This is a genomic window from Rhodopirellula sp. MGV, from assembly GCF_002251265.1.
Lineage (GTDB): Bacteria > Planctomycetota > Planctomycetia > Pirellulales > Pirellulaceae > Stieleria > Stieleria baltica_A.
Genome location: NZ_NPDI01000069.1, coordinates 102899 through 128491 on the forward strand (window position 1 = coordinate 102899; position 25593 = coordinate 128491).

Sequence of the window (25593 nt, forward strand, 5' to 3'; positions counted from 1 at the left end):
CGATCGCCCCAGGAATGGTCCGTTGGCGGGTCCCAACTAAGAACTTCCCTTAACAAGTTGCATCCTCGCAGACCTTGCCGTCGCCATCTTGGCTTGGCAAAACCGGTTAGCGGAGATGCCTATTGAAACCTCACAGGAGAGAGAACGTCGTGGCAAAGCAAATCGTTTTCGACGACGACGCCCGGGCGCCACTGCTGGCCGGCGTCAGCAAATTGGCGCGAGCCGTCAAGAGCACGCTTGGCCCACGCGGCCGCAACGCCGTGCTGGATAAGGGCTGGGGCTCACCCAAAGTCACCAAAGACGGCGTGACGGTTGCCGAGGATATCGAACTGGACGACCCGTTCGAAAACCTGGGCGCGCAGCTCGTCAAAGAAGCTGCCAGCAAGACCAATGAAATTGCCGGTGACGGCACGACCTCGGCGACTCTGCTCGCCGAAGCGATTTTCCGCGAAGGTCTTAAAATGGTCGCCTCCGGTGCCGACCCAATGAGCTTGACCCGCGGCGTGAACAAAGCGGTCGACGCGGTTGCTGATCAGATCCAGAAGCTCGCCAAGCCAGTGAGCGAGAAGAGCAAGTCTGAGATCAAGCAAGTTGCGACGATCGCTGGCAACAACGACCCGTCGATCGGCGACGTTTTGGCAAACGCGTTCACCCGCGTTGGAAAGAATGGCGTGATCACCGTCGAAGAAGGTCGCTCGAACGAGACCTATGTCGACGTCGTCGAAGGGATGCAGTTTGACCGCGGATTCCTTTCGCCGCACTTCGTCACCGACCAAGACAACGTCACCGTTGAACTGGACGATTGCTACATCCTGCTGTTCGAAGAAAAGATCAGCAACAACAAGAAAATGATCCCCTTGTTGGAAGCAATCAGCAAAGACAAAAAGCCTTTGTTGATCATTGCCGAAGACGTCGAGGGTGAAGCATTGGCAACGTTGGTTGTCAACAAAATGCGTGGCATCATCTCGGCTGCTGCTGTCAAAGCACCTGGCTACGGCGATCGCCGCAAAGCCATCCTGGGTGACATCGCTGCCCTGACCGGCGGCCAAGCGATTTTCAAGGACCTCGGCATCGACCTGGAAAGCGTCAAGCTGAAGGACCTCGGTAAAGCCAAGAAGGTCCGCATCACCAGCGACTCCACCACCATCGTCGGTGGCGCCGGAAAGAAAGCGGACATCGAAGGTCGCGTCGAACAAATTCGCCGCGAAATCTCGTTGACCGACAGCGACTACGACCGCGAAAAGCTGCAAGAACGTTTGGCGAAACTCGCCGGCGGTGTTGCACAAATCAACGTCGGTGCTGCGACCGAAACCGAAATGAAGGAACGCAAGGCGTTGATCGACGACGCTCGTGCGGCGACCCAAGCGGCTTTGGAAGAAGGCATCGTTCCTGGTGGCGGCACGACCCTGTTGCGTTGCCGTCCGGCCGTCGAAAAACTGGCCAAGGAATTGACCGGCGACGAGCAACTCGGTGCTCACATCATCCGTAACGTTCTGGATCAACCGCTGCGTACCATCGCTGGAAACGCCGGTTTGGATGGCGCGGTTGTTGTCAACCGTGTCAACCAACTGAAGGGCAAGACCGAAGGCTACGACGCCAATGCCGACAAGTACTGCGACCTGTTGGCAGCCGGTATCGTTGACCCCGCAAAAGTCGTTCGAACCTCGCTGACCAACGCAGCTAGCGTCGCGACCTTGCTTCTGACGACCGAGTCCTTGGTCACCGAAATCCCAGTGGAAGAAGACAACGCCGGTGGCGATCACCACCATGACCACGGCATGGGTGGCATGGGCGGAATGCCAGGTATGGGCGGCATGGGTGGTATGGGCGGCATGGGCATGCCCGGCATGATGTGATCCATCCTGCACTCCCCTGCTCTTCACTGCCCCGTTGTCGATCGGAACGATCCGCAGCGGGGCGACCATCGACCGCTCGCCAGTGTTCGGGCGGTTGTCGAACCAAACATATCAATCACCAAAAAACGGAATACATCGCATCATGGCTACTGTAAAACTGCGTCCACTGGATGACCGCGTCGTTGTTCAACCCGTCGAAGCTGAAACCACCACCGCCGGTGGCATCGTTCTTCCCGATTCGGCCAAAGAAAAGCCACAACGCGGAACCATCGTCGCTGTTGGTCCTGGCAAGCTGCTCGAAAGCGGCAACCGTGGCGAATTGAGCGTCGCTGTTGGCGACATCGTGATCTATGGCAAGTACGGCGGAAGCGACATCGAAGTCGATGGCCAAGAGATGAAGATCCTTCGCGAAAGCGACATCTTGGCAAAGGTTCTGTAGTCGTTCCCGTACGCGTTTTCACTGATAGAGGAATCCTCTCGTGGCAAAACAACTCCTTTTTGACGATCACGCTCGCGCTCGAATGCTGGCCGGGATCGACAAGTTGGCCAACGCCGTCGCTGTGACGATGGGACCGACCGGCCGCAACGTGATCATTGACAAGTCCTTTGGCGGTCCGACTGTGACCAAAGACGGTGTGACCGTTGCCAAAGAAGTCGAATTGGAAGACCGATTCGAAAATATGGGTGCCAAGTTGGTCATCGAAGTCGCTCAAAAGACCAGCGACTTGGCCGGTGACGGCACGACGACCGCGACCGTGCTCGCACGTGCGATCTTCAAAGAAGGTCTTCGTAACATCGTCGCTGGTAGCAACCCAACCGCGGTTCGCCGCGGAATCGACAAAGCTGTTAACGCAGCCTGCGACCACTTGTTGGAAATGGGACGTCCCGTTGAAGACAAGAAAGAAGTCGAGCACGTCGGAGCGATCAGTGCGAACAACGACCCGAAAATCGGTCAGTTGCTCGCCGAAGCTCTCGAACGCGTCGGCAAAGACGGTGTAATCACTGTCGAAGAAGGCAAGACTCGCGAAACCACCGTCGATTACGTCGACGGGATGCAGTTCGACAAAGGCTTCGTTTCACCGTACTTCATCACCGATGCGGGTACGATGGAAGCGAACCTCGAGAACGCATTGGTGCTGCTGTACGAAAAGAAAATCAGCAACATCCGTGATCTCGTGCCATTGCTCGAAAAGTCGGCTCAAACCGGCCAGCCTTTGTTGATCATCGCCGAGGACGTCGACGCCGAAGCGTTGACCCTGTTGGTCGTCAACAAGCTGCGTGGAACGTTGAATGTCTGTGCCGTGAAAGCACCAGGCTTTGGCGATCGCCGCAAAGCAATGTTGGGTGACATCGCGACGTTGACCGGCGGAACGCTGATCAGCGAAGACTTGGGCATCCAACTGGAAAACGTGACGCTGGATCAACTGGGACGTGCGAAGAACGTCACCGTTGACAAGAACAGCACCACGATCGTCGAAGGTGGCGGCAAACGCGAAGACATCGATCAACGCGTCGCCCAAATTCGCGCCCAGATCGAGCAAACCGATAGCGATTACGACAAAGAGAAGTACCAAGAGCGTCTGGCGAAACTCGCCGGTGGCGTTGCGGTCATCAGCGTCGGTGCAGAAACCGAAGCCGAGATGAAGCAAACCAAGGCTCGCTTGGAAGACGCTTTGCACGCGACCCGTGCTGCGGTTGAAGAAGGAATCCTGCCAGGTGGCGGTGTTGCCCTCGTTCGCTGCATCGAAGCCGTCGAAGCGGCCAAGAAGAGCGCTCGTGGTGACGAAAAGATCGGCGTCGATATCGTGTTGGGTGCCCTCGCGGCTCCGATGAAGCAAATCGCTGACAACGGCGGAATCGACGGCAGCGTTGTCGTTGACGAAGTCCGTCAAAAAGGCGTGACCATCGGTTACAACGCCCACAGCGGTGAATACACCGACATGTTCAAAGCCGGTGTGATCGACCCAGTGAAAGTTGTGCGTACCGCGCTGACCAACGCTGGCAGTATCGCCGGATTGTTGTTGACCACCGAAGCGATGGTCACGAACTTTGAGAAGGAAGACAAAGGTCGCGTTCGTGCCGAAGGCGTCGTCTCCTAGTCATGATGCGATAACCGTGTCGCAACCATTTCGACGGGCCGCTGCCATTTACCGGTAGGCGGCCCGTTTTTGTGTGCGGCACTTCACGTGGTGAAAAGGCGACGCCGTGACGGCGCCTTTTCCCATTGATCAAAACACATACACGACGACTGTTTGTGTCGATGAGTAATAAGCGAGACTACTACGAAGTCCTGACCGTCGAGCGATCGGCGACGAAGGTACAAATTGACCGCGCCTATCGAAAGCTGGCGATCAAGTACCATCCCGATAGCAGCAAAGCCGAAGACGCGGTCGAACGTTTCAAGGAAGCGTCCGAAGCGTACGAAGTATTGAGCGACGCGGACAAACGCGCCCGATACGATCGTTACGGGCACGCCGGAGTCGGCGGAAGCGGGGCGAGCCAATTCAACGACGTCGAGGATATCTTCGAAGCCTTTGGCGAGATGTTCGGTGGCGGCGGCATGTTTGGCGATCTGTTCGGCGGACGAAGTGGCCGTTCACGTCGCGCGAAACGTGGGGCCGACATTCGCTGTGATGTCACGCTCACGCTCGAAGAAGCTGCCAAAGGCGTCAGCAAAGACATCACGTTCCGGCGTCATGTCGGTTGCGGCACCTGTGAAGGCAGCGGCGCGGCGCCAGGCAGCCAGCCCGAGGTGTGTTCGACCTGTGGCGGACGCGGACAGGTCGTTCAATCGGCCGGGATCTTGCGTGTTCAAACTGCGTGCCCGCACTGTGGTGGCGCTGGCCAGCGAATTAGCCAGCCGTGTACCGATTGTCGTGGAACTGGACTGCAAACCGAAAAGGCCGAATTGACCGTTGAGATCCCTGCGGGTGTCGACGATGGCATGCGGGTTCGCGTTCAGGGTGAAGGCGAAGCAAGCTCCAGTGGCGGACCACCCGGCGATTGCTACTGTTTCATCAGTGTCAAACCTCACGACCTGTTCCGCCGCGACGGCAGCAACCTGATTCTGCAGTTGCCGATCAGTTACACACAAGCGGCGCTCGGTGCGGAAATCGAAGTGCCGACGTTGGACGGTCCCGAGCCACTGCGAATCGAGGCGGGGACCCAAAATGGCGAGGTGTTTACCTTGTCCGGAAAAGGCGTCATCGACCCGCGTGGTGGTCGGCCTGGTGACCTTCTGGTCCAGGTGTTTATCGAGGTCCCCAAGAAACTGTCTGTCGAGCAAGAAGAACTGCTTCGCAAGCTTGCCGATCTGGATCATGAGGCAGTGTTGCCTCATCGCAAAACATTTCTTGAAAAGGTCGCCGACCTGTTTTAGTGCTTACCGTTTTAAGTGATCTTCAAAAAGAACCATGAGTGAACCAATCGATCCTGAAGTAGCAGAAACCGAATCCGCACAAGCGAATGCAGGTGAAGGTCAAAGCGTCGAAGATCAAGCCGTCGATCAGGCGTTTTCGGATGAGCAAACGCTCGACCAACCGGAAACTCGCGACGAGGAAATGGAACGCTTGCGCCGTACTGCTGCCGAAGCTGACAAGCGAGTGTTGCAGGCTCAGGCAGAAGCCGAGAACTTTCGCAAACGCATGCGTCGTGACTACGAAAGTCAGATTCGCTTCGCGTCGACAGACCTGATCGTCGATTTGCTGCAAGTCCGCGATAACTTGAATCGCGCGATGGAAGCGGCTGTGAACAGCGGCCAAACCGACGGTCTGAAAGAAGGCGTCGCGATGGTTGCCAAGCAGATGGACGACGTCTTTGGCAAGCATGGTGTCACGCCGATCCCAACCGAAGGTGAAACGTTCGACCCGAACTTGCATGAAGCGATTTCGCAAATGCCCAGCAACGATGTCGAAAGCGGCAAGATCGCCCACGTCGCACAATCGGGTTTCCGGTTGCACGACCGTGTGATCCGCCCCAGCCAAGTCGTTGTTAGCACTGGCCCGGCATAGAACGGCGACTGCTCGCGATACGTCCCCAACGACTCTACCGATTTAACTTTCTTTAGTACCTCTGCAAGAATGATTGTCCATGCCAACGTATGACTATCAATGCGATGCCTGTGGGCACGAAATGGAACTGTTTCAAGGCATTAACGACCCGGTCAAGAAAAAGTGTCCGGAGTGCGGCAAGCTGAAGCTTCGCCGTTTGTTCGGGAGTGGCGCCGCGATCGTGTTCAAAGGAAGTGGCTTCTATCAAACCGATTATCGGAGCGATAGCTACAAGAAGGCTGCCAAGGCTGACAACAAGCCTTCGGAAAGCAAATCGGATTCTGGGAAGGGCGACGCGAAGGCGAGTAAAAAGTCCAAGGGCAAGGACTAGCCTGCGTTCTGAATCGTGGATTGCCAACACCAAGGGGCAAGCTGAGATGCCGTACCAACGTTCGTCGAATCGGTTGTCGGTTGACACGTCAGCGGTCTTGGTAATCGACTTGCAGCGCAAGTTGATGCCCGCGATCCCGTCTGGCGAGAACGTCCTGTATTCGACCGAATCATTGTTAAGGGTCGCTGACCGTTTGGGCGTACCGGCGGCAGCGACGGTGCAGTATCCCAAGGGGTTGGGAAAGCTCGTCACACCGTTGGACAAGCGTTTTCCGGATCCCGAGGAAAAGCTCGCTTTCTCGTCAGCGGTATGCCGACGAGAACTCGATCCCTGGATCGCAGAAGGTCGTGATCAGATCCTGATCTGTGGAGTCGAAACGCACATCTGTGTCCTGCAGACGGTGATGGATTTACTCCAAGAAGGCCTCCGCCCGGTCGTTCTTTCCGAAGCGGTTGCCGCTCGCGGTGGCTGGGAGCACGACTTGGCGATCGAACAAATACGTTCCCTTGGTGCGACCATCACTAGTCTGGAATCGGTGATCTATCAGTGGTTGGAAACTGCCGAGCATGAGCAGTTCAAAGCGGTCAGTCGAATCGTGAAATCGCTTTAGGCGGCTTTCCCATTCGAACGCGTGCTAGGTTTGAACCACACCAGCGGTTGGTCGCCTGTTTTCTGTTGTTTCCCAGTCGCCGGTGCTTCAGCGAAGCCCTTTCGACTAGGTCACAAAACGATGCAGTGCCAGGACTGTCACGAAGAAATGCGGTGGATTTCCAATCGAAATCATCACCGATGTCTGTCATGTGACACCTACGTTTTCGCCAGCGAACTCGACGATCCGGCCGAGCCACTCGAACGGCTCGGGCAGGCACCCGGCGTTGCTTGTCCGAAGTGCCATGTGCCGCTCGAGTTTGCGAACCTGCACGGCAAGTGGCGGGTTTGTCTTTGCACCCGGTGTCGTGGCTATGTGATCGAGAAAGGTTGCTTGGCGACGATCATTCACGAGAAACGAATGGCTTATCAAGGCGAGGATGCAGCGCCGACGCCGATGGATCCTCGCGAACTTGATGGGCAACTGGATTGCCCCGCTTGTCTAGAAGCGATGGAGACTCATCCGTATTACGGGCCTGGGACCGTTGTCATTAACAGCTGCAATGGTTGTGGCGTTGCGTGGCTGGATCACTGGGAGCTGGCTGCGATCATCCGAGCGCCCGGCAAGCGTCCTGCCCGAGGTTCGTCGCCGATCGTACCTGCAAGACCAGTCAGTAATTTTGGCCACCAAGAACAAGATCCGTTGTTGCGTGGGGGCGTGTCGCTGTTGAACTTGCTGCTGGATCTCTAACGGTTGCTAGGTGAGTTTCTGTCGTGTTTGGACAAGTGGTCGAAAACCCGTTGGAACATTGCGAGTTGATTCGCCGCTGGCGCTGTGCGCGTATTACGATGCGAAACGGAAAGTTGGTTTCCGTCGAACGTCGCTTGATGGCCGGCAGTGTTTCGATGGCACAGGTTTGGTGGCAAAGTCGGTACGGGCGCCCCGAAGACGATTTCTGTTGGTTGGACTACCACACCCCGTTCGGAATGCCTGGCTTCTTGACGCTCGACTATATCCATAGTGGGCGAACCGCCGGCTACAAAACATTTGTCGGGGCCTGTCATGTGTTGGATGAAGTCGCTCGGATCCGAAACGCCTGTGCGATCGTGGCCCACGTGTCGACGTCTGCGATTACCGATCGGCTCTTGATCCGATTGGGATGGGAGCAACACTTAAAAGACCGCTCCGGCCGACACTGGATCAAGCGTTTCTATAACGGCTATCCGAAGTCCACGATCAAGCGATATTTGTAGCGAGCGAGCGAGCTGGTTGGCTGGCCTGCCCACGTTGCAATGTCGACATTGCGATACGTCTCTTATTGCCAAGCCGCCGTCCGACCAAGTTGTTGATCGATGAATTTTTTGTCCCATGCCATCCCGTATTTGCATCAGCCACTGACTGCGATTTCGACGGGGGTGCCTGATTGGTTGGGTGTCGTCGATCGCAAGATTCGTGCGCGACAAAAGAACGCTTCCGAGGCATTACAGTCCGATGATCTGGCGACGGTCCAAGTTGCGCAAGGAATCTTGCATCACATCCAAGACGACCGCTGGTTTCATCAGACCGCTGCGTTTGTCGAATTGAACCTACAGCTTGCGGTGACCTTGCGAGATCAGCTACCCGGTGATCGCGGATTTCGCCCGATGTTTGTCGGTCATATTTTGATCGAGATTTTTCTCGATGCATTCTGGATTCGGGATGATGAAGACATCGCGCGGCGATACTACGCGGCTGTGGAGTCGAGTTCGCATGCGTTACTCGAAAATTGTGTCAACACAATCACCGGCAAGCCCACTGATCGTCTGGCCGCGGTGATCGAGCGATTCTGTCAAGCGAGGTTTCTATACGACTACCTCGATGACGAGCGTCTGTTGATGCGGCTCAATCAAGTGATGAAACGCGTCCGATTGGCCGAATTGCCGCATTCGATCCTCCCATGGCTGCACGATGCACGTGACTTGGTAGAATCTCGTCGCACGGGTTTGTTGACGCGTCCCGATGGCTCGACGCCCTTCCCTTCCCTCCCCCCGCTAGGACCTGACGATCGATGAAATACGGAATGAACTTGTTGCTTTGGACCGGCGAAGTCACCGAAGCAATGTTCCCGGTCTGTGAGCAGCTCAAAGAAATCGGATTCGACGGCGTCGAGCTGCCGATGTTCAATCTGGATTTGGATTACGGGGCGATCGGAAAACACCTCGACGATTTGGGACTGCAACGGACCGGCGTCACGATCCGCATAGAAGACGATAACCCGATTTCGCCTGATCCCGCCGTTCGAAAGAAAGGCGTCGAACTGACCAAGAAAACTCTTGATCTGGCAGCCGAGGCCGGCATCCAAACGCTGGTCGGACCTTACCATTCCGCGATCGGGCTTTTCAGTGGCGCAGGCCCAACCGATGACGAATGGAAATGGGGCGTCGAAAGCATGCGTGAGTGTGCCGAGCATGCTGGCAATGTGGGGGTCCGTTTGGGTGTCGAAGCACTCAACCGTTTCGAATGTTACCTGCTCAACGCTCATGCCGATTCGGCACGCTTCGTCCGCGAAGTCGATCACCCGGCGTGTGGCATGATGTATGACACCTTCCATTCCAACATCGAAGAAAAAAGCATCACCGAGGCGATCAATGCCGGCGGTGACAAGCTGATCCACATCCACATCAGTGAAAACGATCGCAGCACACCTGGCAAAGGTGGGATCAACTGGAAGGAAAACTTTGACGCGATCTGCAACAGCGGATACGACGGATGGATGGTGATCGAAGCGTTCGGTTTGGCGCTTCCTGAAATCGCCGCCGCGACCAAGATTTGGCGAACGATGTTTGATACCGAAATCAAGCTCGCCAAAGAAGGCTTCGAGTTCATGACGGCGGAAGTGGCAAAGCGAAAGTGAGCGAGACCCCCGATAACAACAACGCTTCGTCGTCGGATGAAACTTCGACTGTGGTGTTCTTGTCCGGCGACTTGATCTTTGCGTCGCGGGTTCGTGCCGCAGCACAGAAGGCTGGCTTGGCGTTTAAACTTTCCGGACGGGTGCCTGAGATCGCCTCCGTTCGCTACCTCGTCGTGGACTTGGCAACGCGAAGCGGCATCCTGGAAACCCTGATGGAAGATCGGGCGAAGCTTTGTCCGGATTCAATCACGATCGCTTATGCGCCACACGTGCAGACACAGCACCTTGAACAGGCACGAGCGATCGGTGTTCAGCATGTCATGACACGCGGGCAATTTGATCGCTCGTTGCCAAACTTGTTTGCCGGATCGCTGTAGGCGACGGTCCGTGCCCCTTAGGATTTGTGGAGACTGTTTGATGCCTTCCGTTCTCGCGATTGCGGCGCACCCTGACGATATCGAATACATGATGGCGGGGACGATGTTGCTTCTCAAGCAACGCGGTTGGGACCTGCATTATGTCAACTTGTGCGACGGTTCACGCGGCAGCACGACGCTATCACGTGAGGAATGCGCCGCGACTCGACTGCAGGAAGCTCAGCACGCGTGCGAGCTTCTAGGGGCGACGTTCTATCCGCCAATCTTTCCCGATATGGAGGCGGCCTATAACATCCAGAACGTCGCAAAGGTGACCGCGTTCGTCCGCCAGGCAAAAGCGTCGATCGTGCTCACACAGCCACCGATCGATTATATGGAAGACCACCAAAATAGCTGCCGGTTGGCTGTCAGCGCGGCGTTCTCGCACGGCATGCCGAATCTGATCAGTGATCCGCCCGTCGAACCGTATTACGAACCGGTAACGGTCTATCACTGCCAACCGGTCGGAAATCGGACCCAGCTTTGCGAGGTCGTGCCCCCACATTTCTATGTCGATGTCAGCGATGTCGTTGAGCAAAAGGTCGAACTGTTGGCGTGCCATGCGAGCCAGAAACAGTGGCTCGATCAAAGTCAGGGGATGGATAGCTATCTACAAGCACTGCGTGATGTGAACGCGGAAACAGGACGGATGAGCGGAGTGTTCGAGTTCGCCGAAGGCTGGCGAAAACATCTGCACTGGGGATTCTGTGGTCCCGATGATGATCCGTTGCGCGAGGCTTTGACGGATCGGATTCGCGATAGCGAGTGATCGTGGCAGGTTGATCAGTGAGCGAATTGAAGCCGCGGGTCATCCAACCCCAGACGCTTCATTTTCTTATAGAGCGTTGTACGATTGATGTCGAGTGAGTCTGCGGTCGCGGCACGGTTCCAGTTGTGGCGACGCAGGCAATGCAAGATGATCTCGCGCTCGGGGCCTTCAAGCGCTTCGCGAAGGCTTTTGTCTTCAAAGTCAGCTGGCGTAACGGCAAGGTTTGGCGACTGCATGCCGAGCTCCGGCAGTGCCGCGCCCATCGGATCGGCGATCTTACCAAGGACCTCTGGCGGCAAATCTTCGAGTGTCAGATGGTCACCTCGTGAAAGAAGTACCGCACGCTCGACGACGTTCTGCAACTGGCGAACGTTACCCGGCCAGCGATAGGCCTGCATTTGTGCCATCGCTTTCGAATCAAATGCCTCGACCTTCCGTCCGCAGGTCTCCGCTGCCTCACGAAGGAAGTAATCGACGAGCAATGGGATATCGCCGACACGTTCGCGGAGCGACGGCAACATGATGTTGACGACATTGATCCGATAGTACAAATCTTGTCGGAACTTGCCTTCGGTGACGGCCTTGGACAGGTCTTCGTTGGTCGCCAAAATGACGCGCGTATCGACCGAATGTGTTTTCGTTCCGCCGAGTTGCTCGAACTGAAACTCTTGCAACACACGCAGCAACTTGACCTGCATCGCTGCCGTCGCCGTTCCGATCTCGTCCAGAAACAGAGTGCCATGGTCGGCGAGTTGGAACTTCCCCACTTTGTCAGCAGCTGCGCCCGTAAACGCGCCTTTGACGTGACCGAACAATTCGCTTTCCAGCAAGTTATCAGGCAACGCACCACAAGCGACTTCGACAAAGGGTTTGCCGCGGCGTGAGCTGCGTTCGTGGATCGCACGAGCGATCATACTCTTACCGGTTCCGTTTTCGCCGGTGATCAAGATCGACGCACGAGCATCGGCGATGCTATCGATCACGTCGAAAATTTTCATCATCCGGTAGTCGTGGCTGATGATGCCCTCGAGACCTGCGCGGCGGTCGAGACGTTCACGCAGTTTTTCGTTTTCTCGCTCGATGTCACGCTGTGAAACGGCACGACTGATGGCAAGGTTCAACTCGTCATCAATCATCGGCTTGGTCAGCAGGTCAAACGCACCTGCCTTGATCGCCTCGATCGCAGTGTCGGGTGTACCGTAGCCAGTCATCACCAGCACAACAGTGTTTGGATGCCGCTTTTTGGTGTACCCAATCAGCTGGAAACCGTCTTCATCGCGAAGCCGCAAATCGGTAATCAGCAAATCGTAGGGACGCTGGTCCAAAGAGACCTTCGCGCCTTCAATGCAGTCGGCAACATCGACGCTGTGACCGAGCTCGCGCAGCCAATCCGCCATCGACTGAACTAAGTGCCAGTCATCGTCAACAAGCAGGATAGAGGCCGTCGGGGTCATATTGCTCGGTCGTCTTCGAAATCAAATGGTGCCGGCAATGCCGGGATAGAGTTCTGCACCAATTCCTAGGTCACCATTAGGAAAAACGCAAAAAAGTGCCCGATGAATCACAAATCGCTGGCCCCTCATTGTGAGGGAACCGTCCTGCGAACAAGAAATGCTGGATTCCTGGCAATTTGTTGTCCATTTTTCGGGGGGGATGGCTGGGGGGCTCCCACTTGACGAGCCATACTCTTACCTCGGCGATGTTACGCCAATGACGGATGTAACGGGTCGAATCGCTTTGAAAAGCACGAATGACGGGAGACGCTGGCTCTCGGAATGCTGTGAGACAACTAGGAAAACGTGAATCGAGAACAAGATGTCTTTGAAAACGTTGGTCGTAGATGATCACGAGGCGGCACGCATCGGGATCGCACAGTTGATGGATGGGACGTCGGTTTCCATCGCAAAATCCGTTTGCGATGGTGAGTCAGCTCTTCACTGCATCAACGAAGAAGAATTTGACGTCATTCTGATCGACGTCCAAATGAAAAAGATGGATGGACTTGCGCTCCTTGAGGAGATCCGCGGTGAGCACCCGGAGTTGCCGGTCGTCTTTTTTAGCGCTTATGACTACCCCGTCTACATGGCGCGAGCGGTTGCAAACGGTGCACAAGACTATGTCCTCAAGAGCGATCGCTCCGACGTGATCGAGCGAGTCATCAAGCATGCGAGCGAACACCGGACGAGTTGTCCTGGCGGTCGATTAGACCAACTGCGCAACCAATTGATCGAATCGATCAAGTCGAAGGATCTGCCAGAAGCTTTTCCTTTGACCGGACGCGAAGCACAGGTTTTGCGTCACGTCGCATATGGCTTGAGTAACCGAGAGATCGCCAAGTCGCTATCAATCAGTGTTGAAACGGTCAAAGAGCATGTGCAAAACATCTTGCGAAAGACAGGCGCGAGCGATCGTACAGATGTGGCGGTGCGGGCCGTACGTCAGGGTTTCGTTTGATCTTGGCGATCGTTTGATCTTGGCAAGCAGCTGAACCTAGCCGATCGCGTGTTTGGATCGACGTGACTTGATCGCCGCTAATGCGGGGATCGAGAACACTTGTGGGATGAATGTCGCAATGGCCATCCCAAATACCAAGACGTGCGAGACGACAAAGGCGAATGGTTCTCCGGCGTAGCGACGAATCGGACTTTCGCCAGTGATGAATGTCACGGCGACAAGGACCACCGTGCTGGCTCCGAGCATGACGTTTCCCCATTGCAGCGAGTGATGTCCACGGAGCACCGCCAAGCTAAGCAGCACGGCCGGCAAGTGGGGAAAGACGCAAAGCTTCGCTATGTCGATCGAGATTTCCGTGGTTGAGATTGGGAACTCAAAGTCAACAAAGCAGAAGAGCGTCCATGCCGCGATGAATCCGATCAGGATCGCACCGTGTCCGACCGCAGAGACGATGGCTGCTTGTTCAATCCGCTTGGGTTGACGGCACCAACGGACAAATCGATGTAGGGAGGATTCTGGTAAGCCCGCGACGGCTTCGCCTTTTCGAAACCGATTGAGATCCGCTGCCAATTCGCCGGCCGTCTGGTACCGATTGCTTGGTTCGGTCGCCAAACAGGTCAAACAGATCTTTTGCAGGTCACCGGGGACATGGCTTTGGTGTTTGAACCCAATGAAGTCACCTTGGTAGATGCGTTGCATCAATCCGAATGGTGTTGCGGCAGCGAACGGATGGTGCCCAGTCAAAAGTTGATAAAGCACCACGCCGAGTGCGAACACATCGATCGTCGGCTTCAGGCGATCCGGATCGGCATCGAGTTGCTCGGGGGACATATAGAGCAACGTCCCAAACTGTTTGGTCGTCGAAGCGTCCGAAGCATCGAGTTCGACAGCTCGCGACAATCCAAAGTCAGCAACGAGCACTTTCCCGGGGAAGATTGATTCGTCATCGGGGCGTTCGGGGTCCGATGTGAACAGTAGGTTTGCCGGTTTAAGATCCAGATGCAGAACTTTTTGGCTATGGCAATGGGCGACAGCTTCGGCCACCTTTCTGATTAAATCGGTGACTTGATCGACTGGCTGCGGACCGGGATTGTTTTCCATCCAAGTTGCCAAGTCTCCACGGTCGGCGTAGCGAGTGACCAGATAAAAACAATCACGCCAGCGACCGACCTCCAGGATGTCGATCAGCCCCGGATGGTCACACTTGGCAGCGATCCGGGCTTCTTCAAAGCATCGTTCATCGAACGCACCAGCAGAGTTCTTGCGTATGCGAGGGACTTTGATTGCGACTTGACGACCGATCACTGTATCCACGGCCAAATAGACGCTGCTCATCCCGCCGTGTCCAATCAGCCGTTCGATTTGGAAGCGGCCAATCGAAGAAATCGAAGCGAGCGGGTTCGTTCGGTCGCGAACTTCTTTACCTTGCTCATCGAATTCGACCACGGTATCGTCGCCGGACCAAGAGTCACTTAGTTCGTCGACACCCAAGCAAGAATCAACGATCTCCCCGAAGTGAATTTGTCGATCCAGTGCGGCGGCGTGCTGCGGGAATCGATCACAGAGTTCACGCTGACGCTCGGCGCGTTGTTCGCAGGGAGTCAGCCGATAGCTGTTGTACAGAATGGCGAGAACAGACTCGGCGTCTTTGTCCAGATCGGGGAACTGCTCCAGCACTCTTTCCAGCGAACAGTCCAGACCACGAGACGCCAAGTCAACTTGGAATGTCAGGGCTTGGTCGAGTCGTACGTCGGTGCCTTGCGGATCACCGTAAGGTTGTTCGGGGGATTGAACCATCGCGGGGCGTCGCGGTTCTAGTCACGAGGTTGGGGCAACAGGTCCTTCAATTCAAGCGGCCAATGTGCTCTCAGACGTTGCAGGCGCATGCGGCATGCATCTGGCGTCAAACCAATTTCATCGGCAATGTCAGTCCACGAGCAGCCTTGCATTCGCAATTCGACCAAGCGGTAGTCCAGCGTTCCGAATCGCGATTGCAGATACTCTCTCAGGTCGCCTTGTGTCGCATGGTCGAGCGGTTCAGGAACGTCGCTTTGCAAATCGCGGTGTTCATCAATGGTCGCCGTATTGCGGCGGATGTCACGTTTGCTTGCAGTGTGGAATCGGATCTTTTGCTGCACCTTCTCCCGCGACGCTTTGACCAGTTTGGAGAGTGCCTCCTTAGGAGTCATCTGGCTGGTGCAGCCGGTGCGTGAAGCGATCAGAAAATCGGTAAACACGCTCTGCGCGATGTCAACCGAATCCAGCATGCGCCGTACTTCGGAACTGGCGATGCGGGTACGGATTTCCAGCCGAATTTGTGTCTCGAACTCACGCACAAATTGCGTCGTTGACTCTTCGCAACCCTCGACAGCATTTCGGAGTAGCGTCTCGATTTCTTGATGATCCATCTCAACCGCTCATGACCGACATTATGAAAAGATTAACCAGATTAAAACTGAGCCAAGACCCACGCACAATGGAAACATTTGTCGACATTGCGAATTTGAGTTAATCAATAAAAAAACCTCGAAGCAAATCTGCCCCGAGGTTCAAATATTCACCACTTTGTGGCGTTTTCAGTATACCTGTGGGCGTGTTCACGCCCTGCGGTCATGTTTGGCTTTGAGGGTGATTCCTCAATTCGATGACGGCGATTGGTGGGCCAATCACTAACGTACCGGTGCAATCGGGAGTCGACTGACCGATGGTTGACGTGAGACGACCGGTGCCGGGATTCGGAAGTAATCCGCAGCCGAGATCGGTTCGGCGATTGGTTGGTTCAGGTGTGCCGCGGCAGGAGGTGCGACGATCGAGGGTTGGCCGGGTTCGGTTTCGATCATTTCCACAGGTGCCCCGGTTTCCGCTGGTCCCCCAGTGCAACCACCGTCGCAACCGTCGCCACAACAAACATCTTTTTTGACCGGTGTCCACGAGTACTCGCAAGCCGGGCAGGTGTACTTCTCTGTTTTCAGCACGCAGACTTTGCGGACACGCGCTCCGTTGTGAACACAGTTGGTGCAGCCTTGTCCGTCGCAGCTATCGCACGCGGCACACGCGGCTTGCTTCGATTTTTGCCATGGGAACACGACGCGAGGAATGCAGATCAGTTTCGATTCAACTTTGAAGCAAGTCTTCTCGACGTCGACTTGTTCGGCTTTTAACTCGCAGCAGTGGTCGCAAACGGGGCAGTGGCAGCTCGCTCCGGTCTGGCTGAACAGTTTGCCAGCTTCGGCGGTTGGCGATTGCGAGACCATCAAGGCGACTGCAAAAAGCAGGGCCCAGTTCGCTCGTTGGAGGATCAATTTGGTCATGAGTGATGTCTCAAGCATAAGTATGATTTATTGGAAGCGATGCATTGGTTTGTCTAATGCGTCGCATTAAAAATCGATCATGTAGCGGAAGCCGAGAATCGTGAAGTCTCCATCAACACCTTGTGCCAATGGGACGTTCGATCGACCTTGTCCCGCATCTTCGATCTCACCGAACACCAAGTTCGTTTGCAACTTGGAGTTCGCCGTCCAGTACCAGTTACTGCTGAGTGTTACCGCGTAGCCTTGGCCACCATGGATGTCAGCATCCGACAAGTCCAAGTAGTCTCCGCGAACGCCAACTGACAGAGCACCCCAGCCCGTTCCCGTGCCGCCACAGCAACGGTCGACCAAGAAAAAGTTTTCAAATGGCTTGACCCGATCGATCGTTCCGCTGGTTCGATCCAACGGTACATACTCGCCGGTCAAGAAGTAGTTGGCGAACAGGTACGCACCTTGGAAGTGCAAGTCGTTTCCGTTGAAGCCGCCGAGTGGATCACGCTGCACCCAGGTGTTGATGTATTCGCCGGTCAATTGGAACGCACCGATGTTGAGCATCGATTCGAAGGCCAATTGCTGATAGGTTTCGGCACCGAGCAAGCGACCGGTATCCCACCAACGTGAACTGCTGCGAGCGAGCGGTCGAGTTCGGAATCGGCCTTCATTCGAATTGCTGTCGTTGTCCAGCGTACCGTCGCCATCGGTCGTATTGACCGATCCAGCGATCGCGCAGTGGTAGTAGCCGCGGCCGCCGCTGATCTCGTCATACCAAGGGCTCATTGCCAAACGGCCGTACATGCCGGCTTCGTCGTAGTCGCCACGATAACGCCCATCGCCAGAGATGTTTTCCAACAGGAACGCACCGTAACGCCAGTTGTAAACTTCGCTGTCGCTGTAGCCGTACATGCACGCACCCAATCGACGCGCGTCTTCGTTGAACGATTCGACGACGAGCGGCCGTTCGATGAAGATGTTGTGGCGGCTGCTGTTGAGGTGATCCAAGCCGATGGGGCGTTTTTGGTTTCCGATCAAGAACTGCTGGTTATGGGGCAGGTTTTTGAACCCCATGTAAGCGTCCTTCATCTCCGGAGCACTTGGGTTGTTGAAGTCGATCGAAATGCGGTACAGCATTCCGCCTGGTACATCACCGGACCACGTCAAACGGACACGGCGGAAATCCCAACGGTCTTCGGGGTCTTGATTCGGGTCACCCGATTCCAGGTAGTTCGTGCCGGCGTCCTCGTCGATGAAACTCCAATTGTCGAGGTGAACTCGACCGTTCAGTTTGCCGGAAGGCTTTTTCTTTTTAGCGTCCGCGTCGGCTTTGACCTTGTCTTGATACTTCGTCCAAGATCCTTCCAGGTTTTCAAAACGTTCAACGAGTGCGTCATAATCAGCACGCGAGACGCTGTCGCCTTCGATCGCGCCGTACTCGGTATCGTCAGCGATCGCTTGCCCGTCGTCTTCCAGCAACGCGATTCGCTGCTCCGGAATTTCGGGACCAAAATCCAAGTACGGCTCGTCGGCGTTAGCCGCCGAAGCGGTCATTCCGGCGCTCAAAGCCAGAAGTAATGACAAACGTTTAAAACGTGTGCTGAGTGATCGTCTCATTGCATCCATGCAGTTGACAGGCAAGATGCAGGCCGCCGAGCACCAATCCTTTGGCGCTCACCATAGCAACCTCGCAAAGTCTTTTGAGACAGAAGCGAATTTCGATGTTGCGAAATTATCTGCCTCAGAAACAGGCGATCGGTTGCAATCGTCAAAACGGATCGATTGATCCGATTAAGAATTAGCGGTTTGGGGGCGGCTTCATCTTTCGATCGCGATGACCCCTGCGACGCACACAGACTGAAAAGTTTGCGTCATCGGTAGAGGTCCGTCTCGCAACCCTCGCGACCGCTAAGTTTTCTCTAGTCCGGTCACGGAACCTCGGGTATTATTAACAATGCGTTAAGGAACGGTTGGGTTTTTGTGTGTGTCCTGTGAGGGCATTTAGCAAGGAGTGGGAAGCGAATGATCGCCAGGAAATCACTAGAACAGAGCTTGGAGATGATCGAAGATTCGATCTCCGGCCAGTGTGACCAAATCGAAGCGATGATCCGGTCTGCCTACCGTGGGCTTTGTGAGCGATGCATGGGAACCGCCGACAATGTGTTGGCGATGGAAGAACGCATCAACGAGAACGAAGTTCAAATCGAAGAGCATTGCCTCGCCGTCTTGGCGTTGCATCAACCGGTCGCAAGTGATTTGCGGCGAACTGCGGCGGCATTAAAAATCAACGCCGATTTGGAGCGGATTGCTGATCTCGCCTTAAACCTTGCCGAACGCACCGAATCTCTGGTTGAGTTTCCTCATTTGGAAATTCCCAGTCGCCTGACGGATATGGTGCTGTTCTCGATCAACATGTTGCGAGATGCACGCGAGGCATTCTTGAAAGTCGATAAAGGCCTGGCGATGAAAGTTCGCGGCGATGATTGCAAACTCGACGAAATGAATCGCCAAGTAATTCTAGAGCTCACCGAAAAAATGACGGCCCATCCGGAGTGGGTGTCTGGCTACCTCCATGTCTTTTCCGCCTCGCGGATTGTCGAGCGGATCGGCGACCACGCGACCAATATCGCAGAAGACATCGAGTATGTCGTTGATGGCGAAATACATCGGCACCAATAACTACTCCGCCATCAAGCGAAGCCGTTCCCTCAATTGGCGATCAGAGCCAAGTATTGAATGAAGCCGTCCGGGGAATCATCGCGTAAATGATTCTTCGCGATTCCAAGAATGTCTCGTGCGGCTTTGATAATCGATGCGTGGTCGACTTGGTGAGGGGCGAGGTATGCCAATACTTGCTGTCGCAACGCTTGCGCTGCGGGAGACAGCCCTTCATCCGATTCATCGTCTCGGCTGATCGAACGCAGCGTATGGATCACGACCGAGTCACGCAGTGGGCTTCTGGAGTGGCTGTTCGACAGGATCGCTTCGATCATCAACCCCGCAACATCGATCGACACGCTGCTCGTTGGAGCCGCTTGGTGCGAATCGTTGCTGCTGGAGTCATCGCTGCTCGATCCAGTTTGGGCTGAGTCGGTAGGACGAACATTGCCTTCGTGTCGGCGACGCCGACGACGATCAGCTGCACGAAGGTTCGCCTTGATTTTTGACCGGGACATGGGACGTAAAGAAAGCGCTTGGTACGGTCCGACACACTCCTTCCACGATATCTAATCTGGAAAAAGATTTCAGTGCATCTGGCTGTTTTTTCAGCACTTTGTCATGGCGGGGATGCCTGAGTCGGCTTGATGGAGGGGGTTTCCACAGGCAAAGCCGTGATCCGCTCGCCTTCAGTGGACGAAGGCCTGACGCTTTTGTCGGTTGTGTCGGCTGCGATCGGTCGATCCGAATTGGCGCCCGCGGAAATGCGACACGGATAGATAGTGATGAGCTAGCTTCATACAGCGTCGCGTTCCCCATTCACCGTCAAATCGGGTTCACCCCACCGCATGATCCACGTCCAACAATTAACCAAACGTTACGAGGATCTGCAGCGAGGTCGTTTTACCGCAGTCGATGGCATCTCCTTTACCGCGAAGCGTGGAGAAATCTTCGGCCTACTCGGGCCAAACGGTGCAGGGAAAACGACGGTGCTTCGCATCTTAAGCACCGTGCTTGAGCCAAGCGAAGGGATTGTGACAGTCGCAGGGTATGACGTGGTTCGTGATCCTGCCGAGGTCCGGCGAAGCATCGGATTCGTCAGCAATAACACCGCCATCTACGATCGCATGACCGCGTGGGAGATGGTTGAGTATTTCGGCCGTCTTCATGGGATGCGACGCGATGAATTGCGTGATCGCATGGAGGAACTGTTCAGTCAGTTGCGAATGGACGACTTCCGCGACGTGCCTGGCGGAAAGATGTCGACCGGGATGAAACAGAAAGTATCGATCGCGCGGGCGATGATTCACGACCCTCCCGTCTTGATCTTTGACGAAGCCACATTGGGCTTGGACGTCTTAGTGGCACGCAACCTTTTGGCGGTGATTCGATCGCTGCGTGATGCCGGCAAGTGCTTGATTTTCTCGACTCACATCATGAGCGAAGTCGAGCGACTTTGTGACAAGATCGCGATCATGTATCGAGGCAAAATCCTCGACACCGGAACCCTTGATGAACTACGGCAACGGCACCAAGAAGACGACTTCGAAGAACTCTTCTTCGGTTTGCTAAGCCAGCACGAGCGTGAAAATGGTCGGGTCAGTGACACGGCTGTCGAACGCTGCGAAGGAGACGTTTTGGCATGAGTAGGCATTCCGACGCATCACGCACAAATGCGACGCCGTCCGACCAGGCTCGGTGGAGCGCGATTTGGCTAATCTATCTCCGCGAGATGCGTGACCAACTGCGTGACCGCCGAACTCTGTTCACGATCGCAGTGCTGCCAATCATGCTGTATCCGCTCGTCGGAATGTTGTTGTTGCAGATCGCTCAGTTTTCGCGGCAACATCCGACCGCCGTCTGCTTGGTTGGGACCGAGCATTTGGTCGACGGGCCGCCACTGCTCGAAGGTGAGTCCTTTGCAACCGATCTGACAGAAGACTCCGATGCGATCGAGATGATGGCGTATCGGTGGGATGAACTCACCGGGAATTCAGGATCAAAGAATGCTTCCCAGCGAAACGCCAGCGACTTGGATGAAATGGTCAGGGAAAAGGCCAAGCGTTGGGTTTCCGAAGGCGCGTTTGATTTGGTGGTCCTGTTCCCTCCGGATTTCAAACAAACCTCATTGGATCAGAACTTAATCGGTTCGGCCAATCAAGAAACGGCTACGCCACATTCGCAAATTGCCCTGTACTTCAACGCTGGTCGCGATCAGTCGGTCGTCGCACGGGGACGCGTCGCATCCATTCTTACCGCGTGGCGAGGTGAGTGGATCAAAGAACGCTTGTCAGGAGTAGGAATCGATCCGGAGGTTTTACTACCGTTTGATTGGGCTGATCAAGACATGTCGCCCAAGCAGACACGCGAGACTGCATTCTGGAGCAAGCTGCTCCCGTTCATCATGCTAGTGTGGGCGATGACCGGAGCGTTTTATCCGGCGATCGACTTAGTCGCAGGTGAGAAAGAACGCGGGACATTAGAAACGCTACTTTGCAGTCCCGCACTTCGTTGCGAGATCGTTTGGGGCAAGCTTGGTGCGGTCGCAACCTTCAGTATGCTGACAGCGTTGTTGAACGCGGGCAGTATGCTGATGACCAGTTCATTGGCCTTTAAACACATCAACATCGCCGGAACGTCGCAAGCCTTTGGTGCACCGCCACTCGTTCCGATGCTTTGGCTTTTCGTCGCACTGATTCCGTTGTCTTGTTTGTTCAGCGCGCTCGCATTGGCCGTTGCCGCGATGGCACGTAGCAGCAAAGAAGGACAGTATTACCTGATGCCTTTGATGATGGTCACGTTACCACTGGTGATGTTGCCAATGCTGCCCGGTTCAACATTGAACATCGGCACAAGTTTGATTCCTGTCACAGGAATGTTCTTGCTGGTTCGGGCATTGGTCGAAGGCCAATACACCACCGCACTGTTTTATCTGCCGATGGTAGCGACCGTCACGGGAGTCTGTCTGTGGGCTGCCGCGCGCTGGGCGAGGCACCAATTTGAAAACGAGTCGGTGTTGTTTGGCGGCGGCGAACAATGGGAACTTGGGATGTGGGTCCGCCACCTTTGGAGAGACCGTCAGCAAGCGGCAACGCCGGCACAAGCCTATGCCTGTGGCGCGTTTATCCTGGTGACATTGTTCTTCGCACGTCTGAGCGTGGCGATTACGCCGACGGACTTTGCCGGGATCGCCAAGATGATCATGTTGCCTCAGGTCTTGATCGTGTTCCCACCGCTACTGATGGCGACGATGTTTACAACCTCGATTCGCGAAAGCTTGCGGATTCGTATGACCCACTGGACGGTACTGCCACTCGCAGTGCTGTTTGGTGTCACGTTGCACCCGACCTATGTGATGCTTTCCAAGTTCATCAATCACTTGTATCCGGTCAGCGCCGAAGCTGCCGAGGCGATGAAGCCGTTCGCCGAACAAATCGGTTCGGCATCGTGGACATCGGTGGTGCTTTTGATGGCCGTCCTGCCGGCGTTCTGTGAAGAGCTCGCATTCCGAGGGTTTATCTTTGGCGGCCTGGTACGTGAGCGGGGTAAGCTGCGGGCGGTTGCGATCACCGCGCTAATGTTCGGGATTTCGCATGGTGTTCTGCAGCAATCGATCGCCGCGTCTTTAATGGGCATCGTGCTGGGCTGGATCACGCTACGAACCGGAAGCATCCTTCCTTGCGTGCTTATCCATGTGACGAATAACTCATTGTCGGTGTCGCTTGACCGTATCGCGTCAAGCGGGTGGGAAGGGGCTCAGATGTTTGTCACGCAAACCGAACTGGGGCCGTCGTACCAGCCGTTCTGGACCTTGATCAGCATGGGGGTCGCGACGACATGCTTGCTGTACTTCGGAACGATGACTCCAGCAATTGATGAAAGTGACGCGGAAATCATCGCCGACCATCAAGACTATGTGGATCCAACGAAGTCACTGATCGCCGCCAACGGCGTGTGAGACAACGTCCGGTCTTCAACACAGCTCGACGGTTGCCAAGTCGTTCGTCCTCTTGGTATCTCGTCTTCTTGCTGAGCTCGCATTGGCAACCACAGCGATGCTGTTGCTTCTCTACGAAAGTACGCCTGCACTATCGGGCAACTACGGGAGCTGAATTCCCCATCGAGTGAGCTGCTTGAAAGGCGACGATCGGATCTCAACTTGGCGGTGAGAGTCCCCAGCATAGCGGTGTCCTTTACGATCTCGTCAAGCAACAACACTGGTGCTGATTGAAGTTCTTTTTCATCCGATTGAAATCGTTTGTGGACGCACGATTATTGATGTCGCGCGGCGCACGCATCAATAGACGATAGGTGTTACTTGCGCGATCGCTCGATGCGCCTTACATCGCATGCAGCGGACGTCGAAAACACCTTGTGATCCTTCAAAAAACGCTTCAAAAAGGGTTACTTACAACCCGAACGCGAGAAATTTTTTTCAGGCGTTTGGGGCAATTCATCGCCCGCAAAAAACCTGTCAAAGAATGACCACTCCACGTTGCGCGGACGGTCGAAAACAAAATTCGTGACGCTTTAAAAGTCTCGGTTAATATCCTGTGCGATGTATGCAGTTCATTGCACTGTTGATCCTACACACGATCGAGAGGTCATCTTGATGAAACTATCCCGTTGGTTGCTGACGGGGGCTTTGCTTGCCCCCGTTATGTTATCGAGCGGATGTGGTGGTTCGAACAACGACACCACCTATCTGCCAGTAGCGCCCCCTACACCTGAGGAGCGTGAAGCCGCTAAGGCGTACACAGAACAAATGCTCAAACGACCGGGCACTTAGTTCTTGTTTTCTTTTCAGTAATGTTTCGAGCGTCACTCGGTTGAAAAGGCGGCTTTGAAGACGACGAACGAACCTCTTTTTCACCCCTTTCTGATTTCTATTTTTCCAAATGACTAACCATCAGCAAACTTCTCTCCGCAAACCAGCGCGACGCCAAGGTTTTACCTTGGTTGAATTGTTGGTCGTGATTGCCATCATCGGCATTCTCGTGGGGCTGTTGCTACCTGCCGTCCAGGCAGCTCGTGAGGCAGCTCGCCGAATGAGTTGTAGCAACAACTTCAAACAGATCGGACTCGCACTCCACAACTACCACTCAGCTTACAAACGTCTCCCGATGAATGCCGGCGGCACGAAATCGGGTGGTTCGGGCTATAATAATTCTCTTTGGCTGAGTTGGATGGTTGGCACGCTGCCCTTCATGGAGCAGCAAGGCTTGTGGGATCAGATCAGCAATCCCTATGGGTTTGAACGTGACCGCGTTACTCCCATCAACCCACCGTACCCACCAATGGGACCTCCGCCGTGGGAAGAGTTCTACGCACCATGGCTGACTCAGGTGCAAACGTTCCGTTGCCCCAGTGACCCTGCGACCCTCACACCAGGTCGCGTCGCATTCAGCAACTACACCGCGTGTACTGGTGATGCGATCAAAGAACAGCACCACTCGGGTGTTTGGCACGACGGCCAACCTTGGACCGGTGGCGGATGGAATGAATCGATCGTAAAGCGTTGGGGCCGTGGAGCATTCCAAGCCCGTCACTTTACTCGATTCCGTGACTTCCAAGACGGTTTGAGCAACACGATCGCTGCCGGCGAAATCGCTTGCGACCTGGGTTCACGCGAAATCATGACCGTGGCTCTTCTTGACAACCAAGTCGAGCGTCAAACGCCGAACTACTACGAGACCAGCGGTGCGATCGATCCGGAACGTCCAAGGTTCTGGGCTGAAACCGCAACGCTTGACGACAACATCAACCACGGTCGTGGTCACCGTTGGAGCGATGGTCGTCCGCAATCGTCTGGCTTCGTCACGATTCGCCCGCCAAATAGCTACAACGTCATCGAAGCACACGGAAGCCGCGGCTTGCTGAGTGCATCGAGTCGTCACCCCGGTGGCGTGCACGTCTTGATGTCTGACGGTGCGGTGAAGTTTATTACCGAGTCTATCGACACCGGTGACCAAACGCATATTCCTTACGGCGAACCGAACCCTCCAGACACTAGCCTGGGTGCCGGCAAGCCAAGCCCCTACGGTATCTGGGGTGCTCTCGGAACTCGTGCAGGTCACGAAGTTATCGATCAAGAATTCTAGTCTTGGCGGCGACATGCGGGAAACAAGACATCAGCATTCTGTTGGTTGACTTCTCTCGCAACACAACGATTCTTTCTGGTCAGCACTCTCGTCGTTTTCTACGGCGAGGGTGCTTCTTCTTTTGGTATCGGTGTAAGCCGCACCTAAACTGTCTAAATGGCTTTCATACCGAATC

The 25593-nt window shown here is 55.1% G+C and carries 24 protein-coding genes; 18 read left to right on the forward strand and 6 right to left on the reverse strand.

Annotation, left to right across the window (positions count from 1 at the left end; translation table 11 throughout):
* Positions 1-149 precede the first annotated feature (149 nt).
* The 13 genes from groL (CGZ80_RS24055) to CGZ80_RS24115 all read left to right on the forward strand — a co-directional run bounded on the left by groL (CGZ80_RS24055) (position 150) and on the right by CGZ80_RS24115 (position 10903).
* The gene (gene groL / locus CGZ80_RS24055; protein ID WP_094418221.1) at positions 150-1856 is read left to right on the forward strand and encodes a chaperonin GroEL; all 1707 of its coding nucleotides are present in this window, start codon (positions 150-152) and stop codon (positions 1854-1856) included.
* A gap of 142 nt (positions 1857-1998) precedes the next feature.
* Positions 1999-2295 (forward strand): co-chaperone GroES, encoded by a 297-nt coding sequence (gene groES, locus CGZ80_RS24060; RefSeq protein WP_094418287.1) that lies wholly within the window; start codon positions 1999-2001, stop codon positions 2293-2295.
* 40 nt (positions 2296-2335) lie between these two features.
* A complete protein-coding gene (gene groL, locus CGZ80_RS24065; protein WP_094418222.1) occupies positions 2336-3955 on the forward strand; it encodes a chaperonin GroEL in 1620 nt (539 codons plus the stop codon).
* Positions 3956-4116: 161 nt separating this feature from the next.
* Positions 4117-5235, forward strand: coding sequence for a molecular chaperone DnaJ (gene dnaJ / locus CGZ80_RS24070; RefSeq protein WP_094418223.1), 1119 nt, complete (start codon positions 4117-4119; stop codon positions 5233-5235).
* A gap of 34 nt (positions 5236-5269) precedes the next feature.
* Positions 5270-5866, forward strand: coding sequence for a nucleotide exchange factor GrpE (gene grpE / locus CGZ80_RS24075; RefSeq protein ID WP_094418224.1), 597 nt, complete (start codon positions 5270-5272; stop codon positions 5864-5866).
* Between the two features lie 79 nt (positions 5867-5945).
* Positions 5946-6236: an FmdB family zinc ribbon protein gene (locus tag CGZ80_RS24080; RefSeq protein WP_094418225.1), complete on the forward strand. Its 291-nt coding sequence runs from the start codon at positions 5946-5948 to the stop codon at positions 6234-6236.
* Positions 6237-6282: 46 nt separating this feature from the next.
* The gene (locus CGZ80_RS24085) at positions 6283-6846 is read left to right on the forward strand and encodes an isochorismatase family protein (RefSeq protein ID WP_094418226.1); all 564 of its coding nucleotides are present in this window, start codon (positions 6283-6285) and stop codon (positions 6844-6846) included.
* A 120-nt stretch (positions 6847-6966) separates the two neighbouring features.
* Positions 6967-7575: a zf-TFIIB domain-containing protein gene (locus tag CGZ80_RS24090; protein ID WP_143544126.1), complete on the forward strand. Its 609-nt coding sequence runs from the start codon at positions 6967-6969 to the stop codon at positions 7573-7575.
* Between the two features lie 23 nt (positions 7576-7598).
* Complete coding sequence (locus tag CGZ80_RS24095) at positions 7599-8078, forward strand: hypothetical protein (protein WP_094418228.1); 480 nt, start codon at positions 7599-7601, stop codon at positions 8076-8078.
* Between the two features lie 99 nt (positions 8079-8177).
* On the forward strand, positions 8178-8876 hold the full coding sequence (locus CGZ80_RS24100; protein ID WP_094418229.1) for a hypothetical protein: 699 nt from the start codon (positions 8178-8180) through the stop codon (positions 8874-8876).
* The gene (locus CGZ80_RS24105; protein WP_094418230.1) at positions 8873-9718 is read left to right on the forward strand and encodes a sugar phosphate isomerase/epimerase family protein; all 846 of its coding nucleotides are present in this window, start codon (positions 8873-8875) and stop codon (positions 9716-9718) included. The genes CGZ80_RS24100 and CGZ80_RS24105 overlap by 4 nt, the downstream gene beginning before the upstream one ends.
* Complete coding sequence (locus CGZ80_RS24110; RefSeq protein WP_094418231.1) at positions 9715-10095, forward strand: hypothetical protein; 381 nt, start codon at positions 9715-9717, stop codon at positions 10093-10095. Before CGZ80_RS24105 ends, CGZ80_RS24110 begins: the two co-directional genes overlap by 4 nt.
* A 40-nt stretch (positions 10096-10135) precedes the next feature.
* Positions 10136-10903, forward strand: a complete 768-nt coding sequence (locus CGZ80_RS24115; RefSeq protein ID WP_094418232.1) for a PIG-L deacetylase family protein — start codon at positions 10136-10138, stop codon at positions 10901-10903.
* Between the two features lie 14 nt (positions 10904-10917).
* On the opposite strand, the gene CGZ80_RS24120 is transcribed toward CGZ80_RS24115, so the two are convergent.
* Positions 10918-12357 carry a sigma-54-dependent transcriptional regulator gene (locus CGZ80_RS24120; RefSeq protein ID WP_094418233.1) on the reverse strand — a complete coding sequence of 480 codons (1440 nt, stop codon included), beginning with the start codon at positions 12355-12357 and terminating at the stop codon, positions 10918-10920.
* A gap of 361 nt (positions 12358-12718) precedes the next feature.
* On the opposite strand from CGZ80_RS24120, the gene CGZ80_RS24125 reads away from it, so the two are divergent.
* A complete protein-coding gene (locus CGZ80_RS24125) occupies positions 12719-13357 on the forward strand; it encodes a response regulator transcription factor (RefSeq protein ID WP_094418234.1) in 639 nt (212 codons plus the stop codon).
* 36 nt (positions 13358-13393) lie between these two features.
* Here CGZ80_RS24125 and CGZ80_RS24130 read toward each other — a convergent pair whose 3' ends face one another.
* From CGZ80_RS24130 to CGZ80_RS24145, 4 genes are all read right to left on the reverse strand, one after another.
* Positions 13394-15154: a serine/threonine-protein kinase gene (locus tag CGZ80_RS24130; RefSeq protein WP_094418235.1), complete on the reverse strand. Its 1761-nt coding sequence runs from the start codon at positions 15152-15154 to the stop codon at positions 13394-13396.
* A 17-nt stretch (positions 15155-15171) separates the two neighbouring features.
* Complete coding sequence (locus tag CGZ80_RS24135) at positions 15172-15765, reverse strand: ECF-type sigma factor (RefSeq protein ID WP_094418236.1); 594 nt, start codon at positions 15763-15765, stop codon at positions 15172-15174.
* A gap of 261 nt (positions 15766-16026) precedes the next feature.
* Positions 16027-16668, reverse strand: coding sequence for a hypothetical protein (locus tag CGZ80_RS24140; RefSeq protein ID WP_143544127.1), 642 nt, complete (start codon positions 16666-16668; stop codon positions 16027-16029).
* Positions 16669-16734: 66 nt separating this feature from the next.
* Complete coding sequence (locus CGZ80_RS24145; protein WP_233148635.1) at positions 16735-18276, reverse strand: OprO/OprP family phosphate-selective porin; 1542 nt, start codon at positions 18274-18276, stop codon at positions 16735-16737.
* 405 nt (positions 18277-18681) lie between these two features.
* Here CGZ80_RS24145 and phoU point away from each other — a divergent pair, with 405 nt between their 5' ends.
* Entirely contained in the window at positions 18682-19338 is a 657-nt protein-coding gene (gene phoU / locus CGZ80_RS24150; RefSeq protein WP_094418239.1) for a phosphate signaling complex protein PhoU, read from the forward strand.
* A gap of 29 nt (positions 19339-19367) precedes the next feature.
* Here phoU and CGZ80_RS24155 read toward each other — a convergent pair whose 3' ends face one another.
* On the reverse strand, positions 19368-19835 hold the full coding sequence (locus CGZ80_RS24155; RefSeq protein ID WP_094418240.1) for a hypothetical protein: 468 nt from the start codon (positions 19833-19835) through the stop codon (positions 19368-19370).
* A 330-nt stretch (positions 19836-20165) separates the two neighbouring features.
* Here CGZ80_RS24155 and CGZ80_RS24160 point away from each other — a divergent pair, with 330 nt between their 5' ends.
* The 3 genes from CGZ80_RS24160 (at position 20166) to CGZ80_RS24170 (ending at position 25418) form a co-directional block, all read left to right on the forward strand.
* Positions 20166-20963 (forward strand): ATP-binding cassette domain-containing protein, encoded by a 798-nt coding sequence (locus CGZ80_RS24160; protein WP_094418241.1) that lies wholly within the window; start codon positions 20166-20168, stop codon positions 20961-20963.
* On the forward strand, positions 20960-23275 hold the full coding sequence (locus CGZ80_RS24165) for an ABC transporter permease subunit/CPBP intramembrane protease (protein ID WP_094418242.1): 2316 nt from the start codon (positions 20960-20962) through the stop codon (positions 23273-23275). Before CGZ80_RS24160 ends, CGZ80_RS24165 begins: the two co-directional genes overlap by 4 nt.
* Before the next feature lie 940 nt (positions 23276-24215).
* Positions 24216-25418, forward strand: a complete 1203-nt coding sequence (locus CGZ80_RS24170; RefSeq protein ID WP_094418243.1) for a DUF1559 domain-containing protein — start codon at positions 24216-24218, stop codon at positions 25416-25418.
* Positions 25419-25593 lie beyond the last annotated feature (175 nt).

Bases quoted from the DNA above. Each gene is read 5' to 3' on its own strand.
- CGZ80_RS24105 (WP_094418230.1), top strand. From the start codon at position 8,873: ATGAAATACGGAATGAACTTGTTGCTTTGGACCGGCGAAGTCACCGAA.
- CGZ80_RS24170 (WP_094418243.1), top strand. From the start codon at position 24,216: ATGACTAACCATCAGCAAACTTCTCTCCGCAAACCAGCGCGACGCCAA.
- grpE (WP_094418224.1), top strand. From the start codon at position 5,270: ATGAGTGAACCAATCGATCCTGAAGTAGCAGAAACCGAATCCGCACAA.
- CGZ80_RS24145 (WP_233148635.1), bottom strand. From the start codon at position 18,276: ATGAGACGATCACTCAGCACACGTTTTAAACGTTTGTCATTACTTCTG.
- CGZ80_RS24155 (WP_094418240.1), bottom strand. From the start codon at position 19,835: ATGTCCCGGTCAAAAATCAAGGCGAACCTTCGTGCAGCTGATCGTCGT.
- CGZ80_RS24115 (WP_094418232.1), top strand. From the start codon at position 10,136: ATGCCTTCCGTTCTCGCGATTGCGGCGCACCCTGACGATATCGAATAC.
- CGZ80_RS24130 (WP_094418235.1), bottom strand. From the start codon at position 15,154: ATGGTTCAATCCCCCGAACAACCTTACGGTGATCCGCAAGGCACCGAC.
- CGZ80_RS24085 (WP_094418226.1), top strand. From the start codon at position 6,283: ATGCCGTACCAACGTTCGTCGAATCGGTTGTCGGTTGACACGTCAGCG.
- CGZ80_RS24140 (WP_143544127.1), bottom strand. From the start codon at position 16,668: ATGACCAAATTGATCCTCCAACGAGCGAACTGGGCCCTGCTTTTTGCA.
- CGZ80_RS24135 (WP_094418236.1), bottom strand. From the start codon at position 15,765: ATGGATCATCAAGAAATCGAGACGCTACTCCGAAATGCTGTCGAGGGT.
- dnaJ (WP_094418223.1), top strand. From the start codon at position 4,117: ATGAGTAATAAGCGAGACTACTACGAAGTCCTGACCGTCGAGCGATCG.
- CGZ80_RS24080 (WP_094418225.1), top strand. From the start codon at position 5,946: ATGCCAACGTATGACTATCAATGCGATGCCTGTGGGCACGAAATGGAA.
- groES (WP_094418287.1), top strand. From the start codon at position 1,999: ATGGCTACTGTAAAACTGCGTCCACTGGATGACCGCGTCGTTGTTCAA.
- CGZ80_RS24090 (WP_143544126.1), top strand. From the start codon at position 6,967: ATGCAGTGCCAGGACTGTCACGAAGAAATGCGGTGGATTTCCAATCGA.
- CGZ80_RS24120 (WP_094418233.1), bottom strand. From the start codon at position 12,357: ATGACCCCGACGGCCTCTATCCTGCTTGTTGACGATGACTGGCACTTA.
- CGZ80_RS24165 (WP_094418242.1), top strand. From the start codon at position 20,960: ATGAGTAGGCATTCCGACGCATCACGCACAAATGCGACGCCGTCCGAC.
- CGZ80_RS24100 (WP_094418229.1), top strand. From the start codon at position 8,178: ATGAATTTTTTGTCCCATGCCATCCCGTATTTGCATCAGCCACTGACT.
- CGZ80_RS24160 (WP_094418241.1), top strand. From the start codon at position 20,166: ATGATCCACGTCCAACAATTAACCAAACGTTACGAGGATCTGCAGCGA.
- phoU (WP_094418239.1), top strand. From the start codon at position 18,682: ATGATCGCCAGGAAATCACTAGAACAGAGCTTGGAGATGATCGAAGAT.
- CGZ80_RS24125 (WP_094418234.1), top strand. From the start codon at position 12,719: ATGTCTTTGAAAACGTTGGTCGTAGATGATCACGAGGCGGCACGCATC.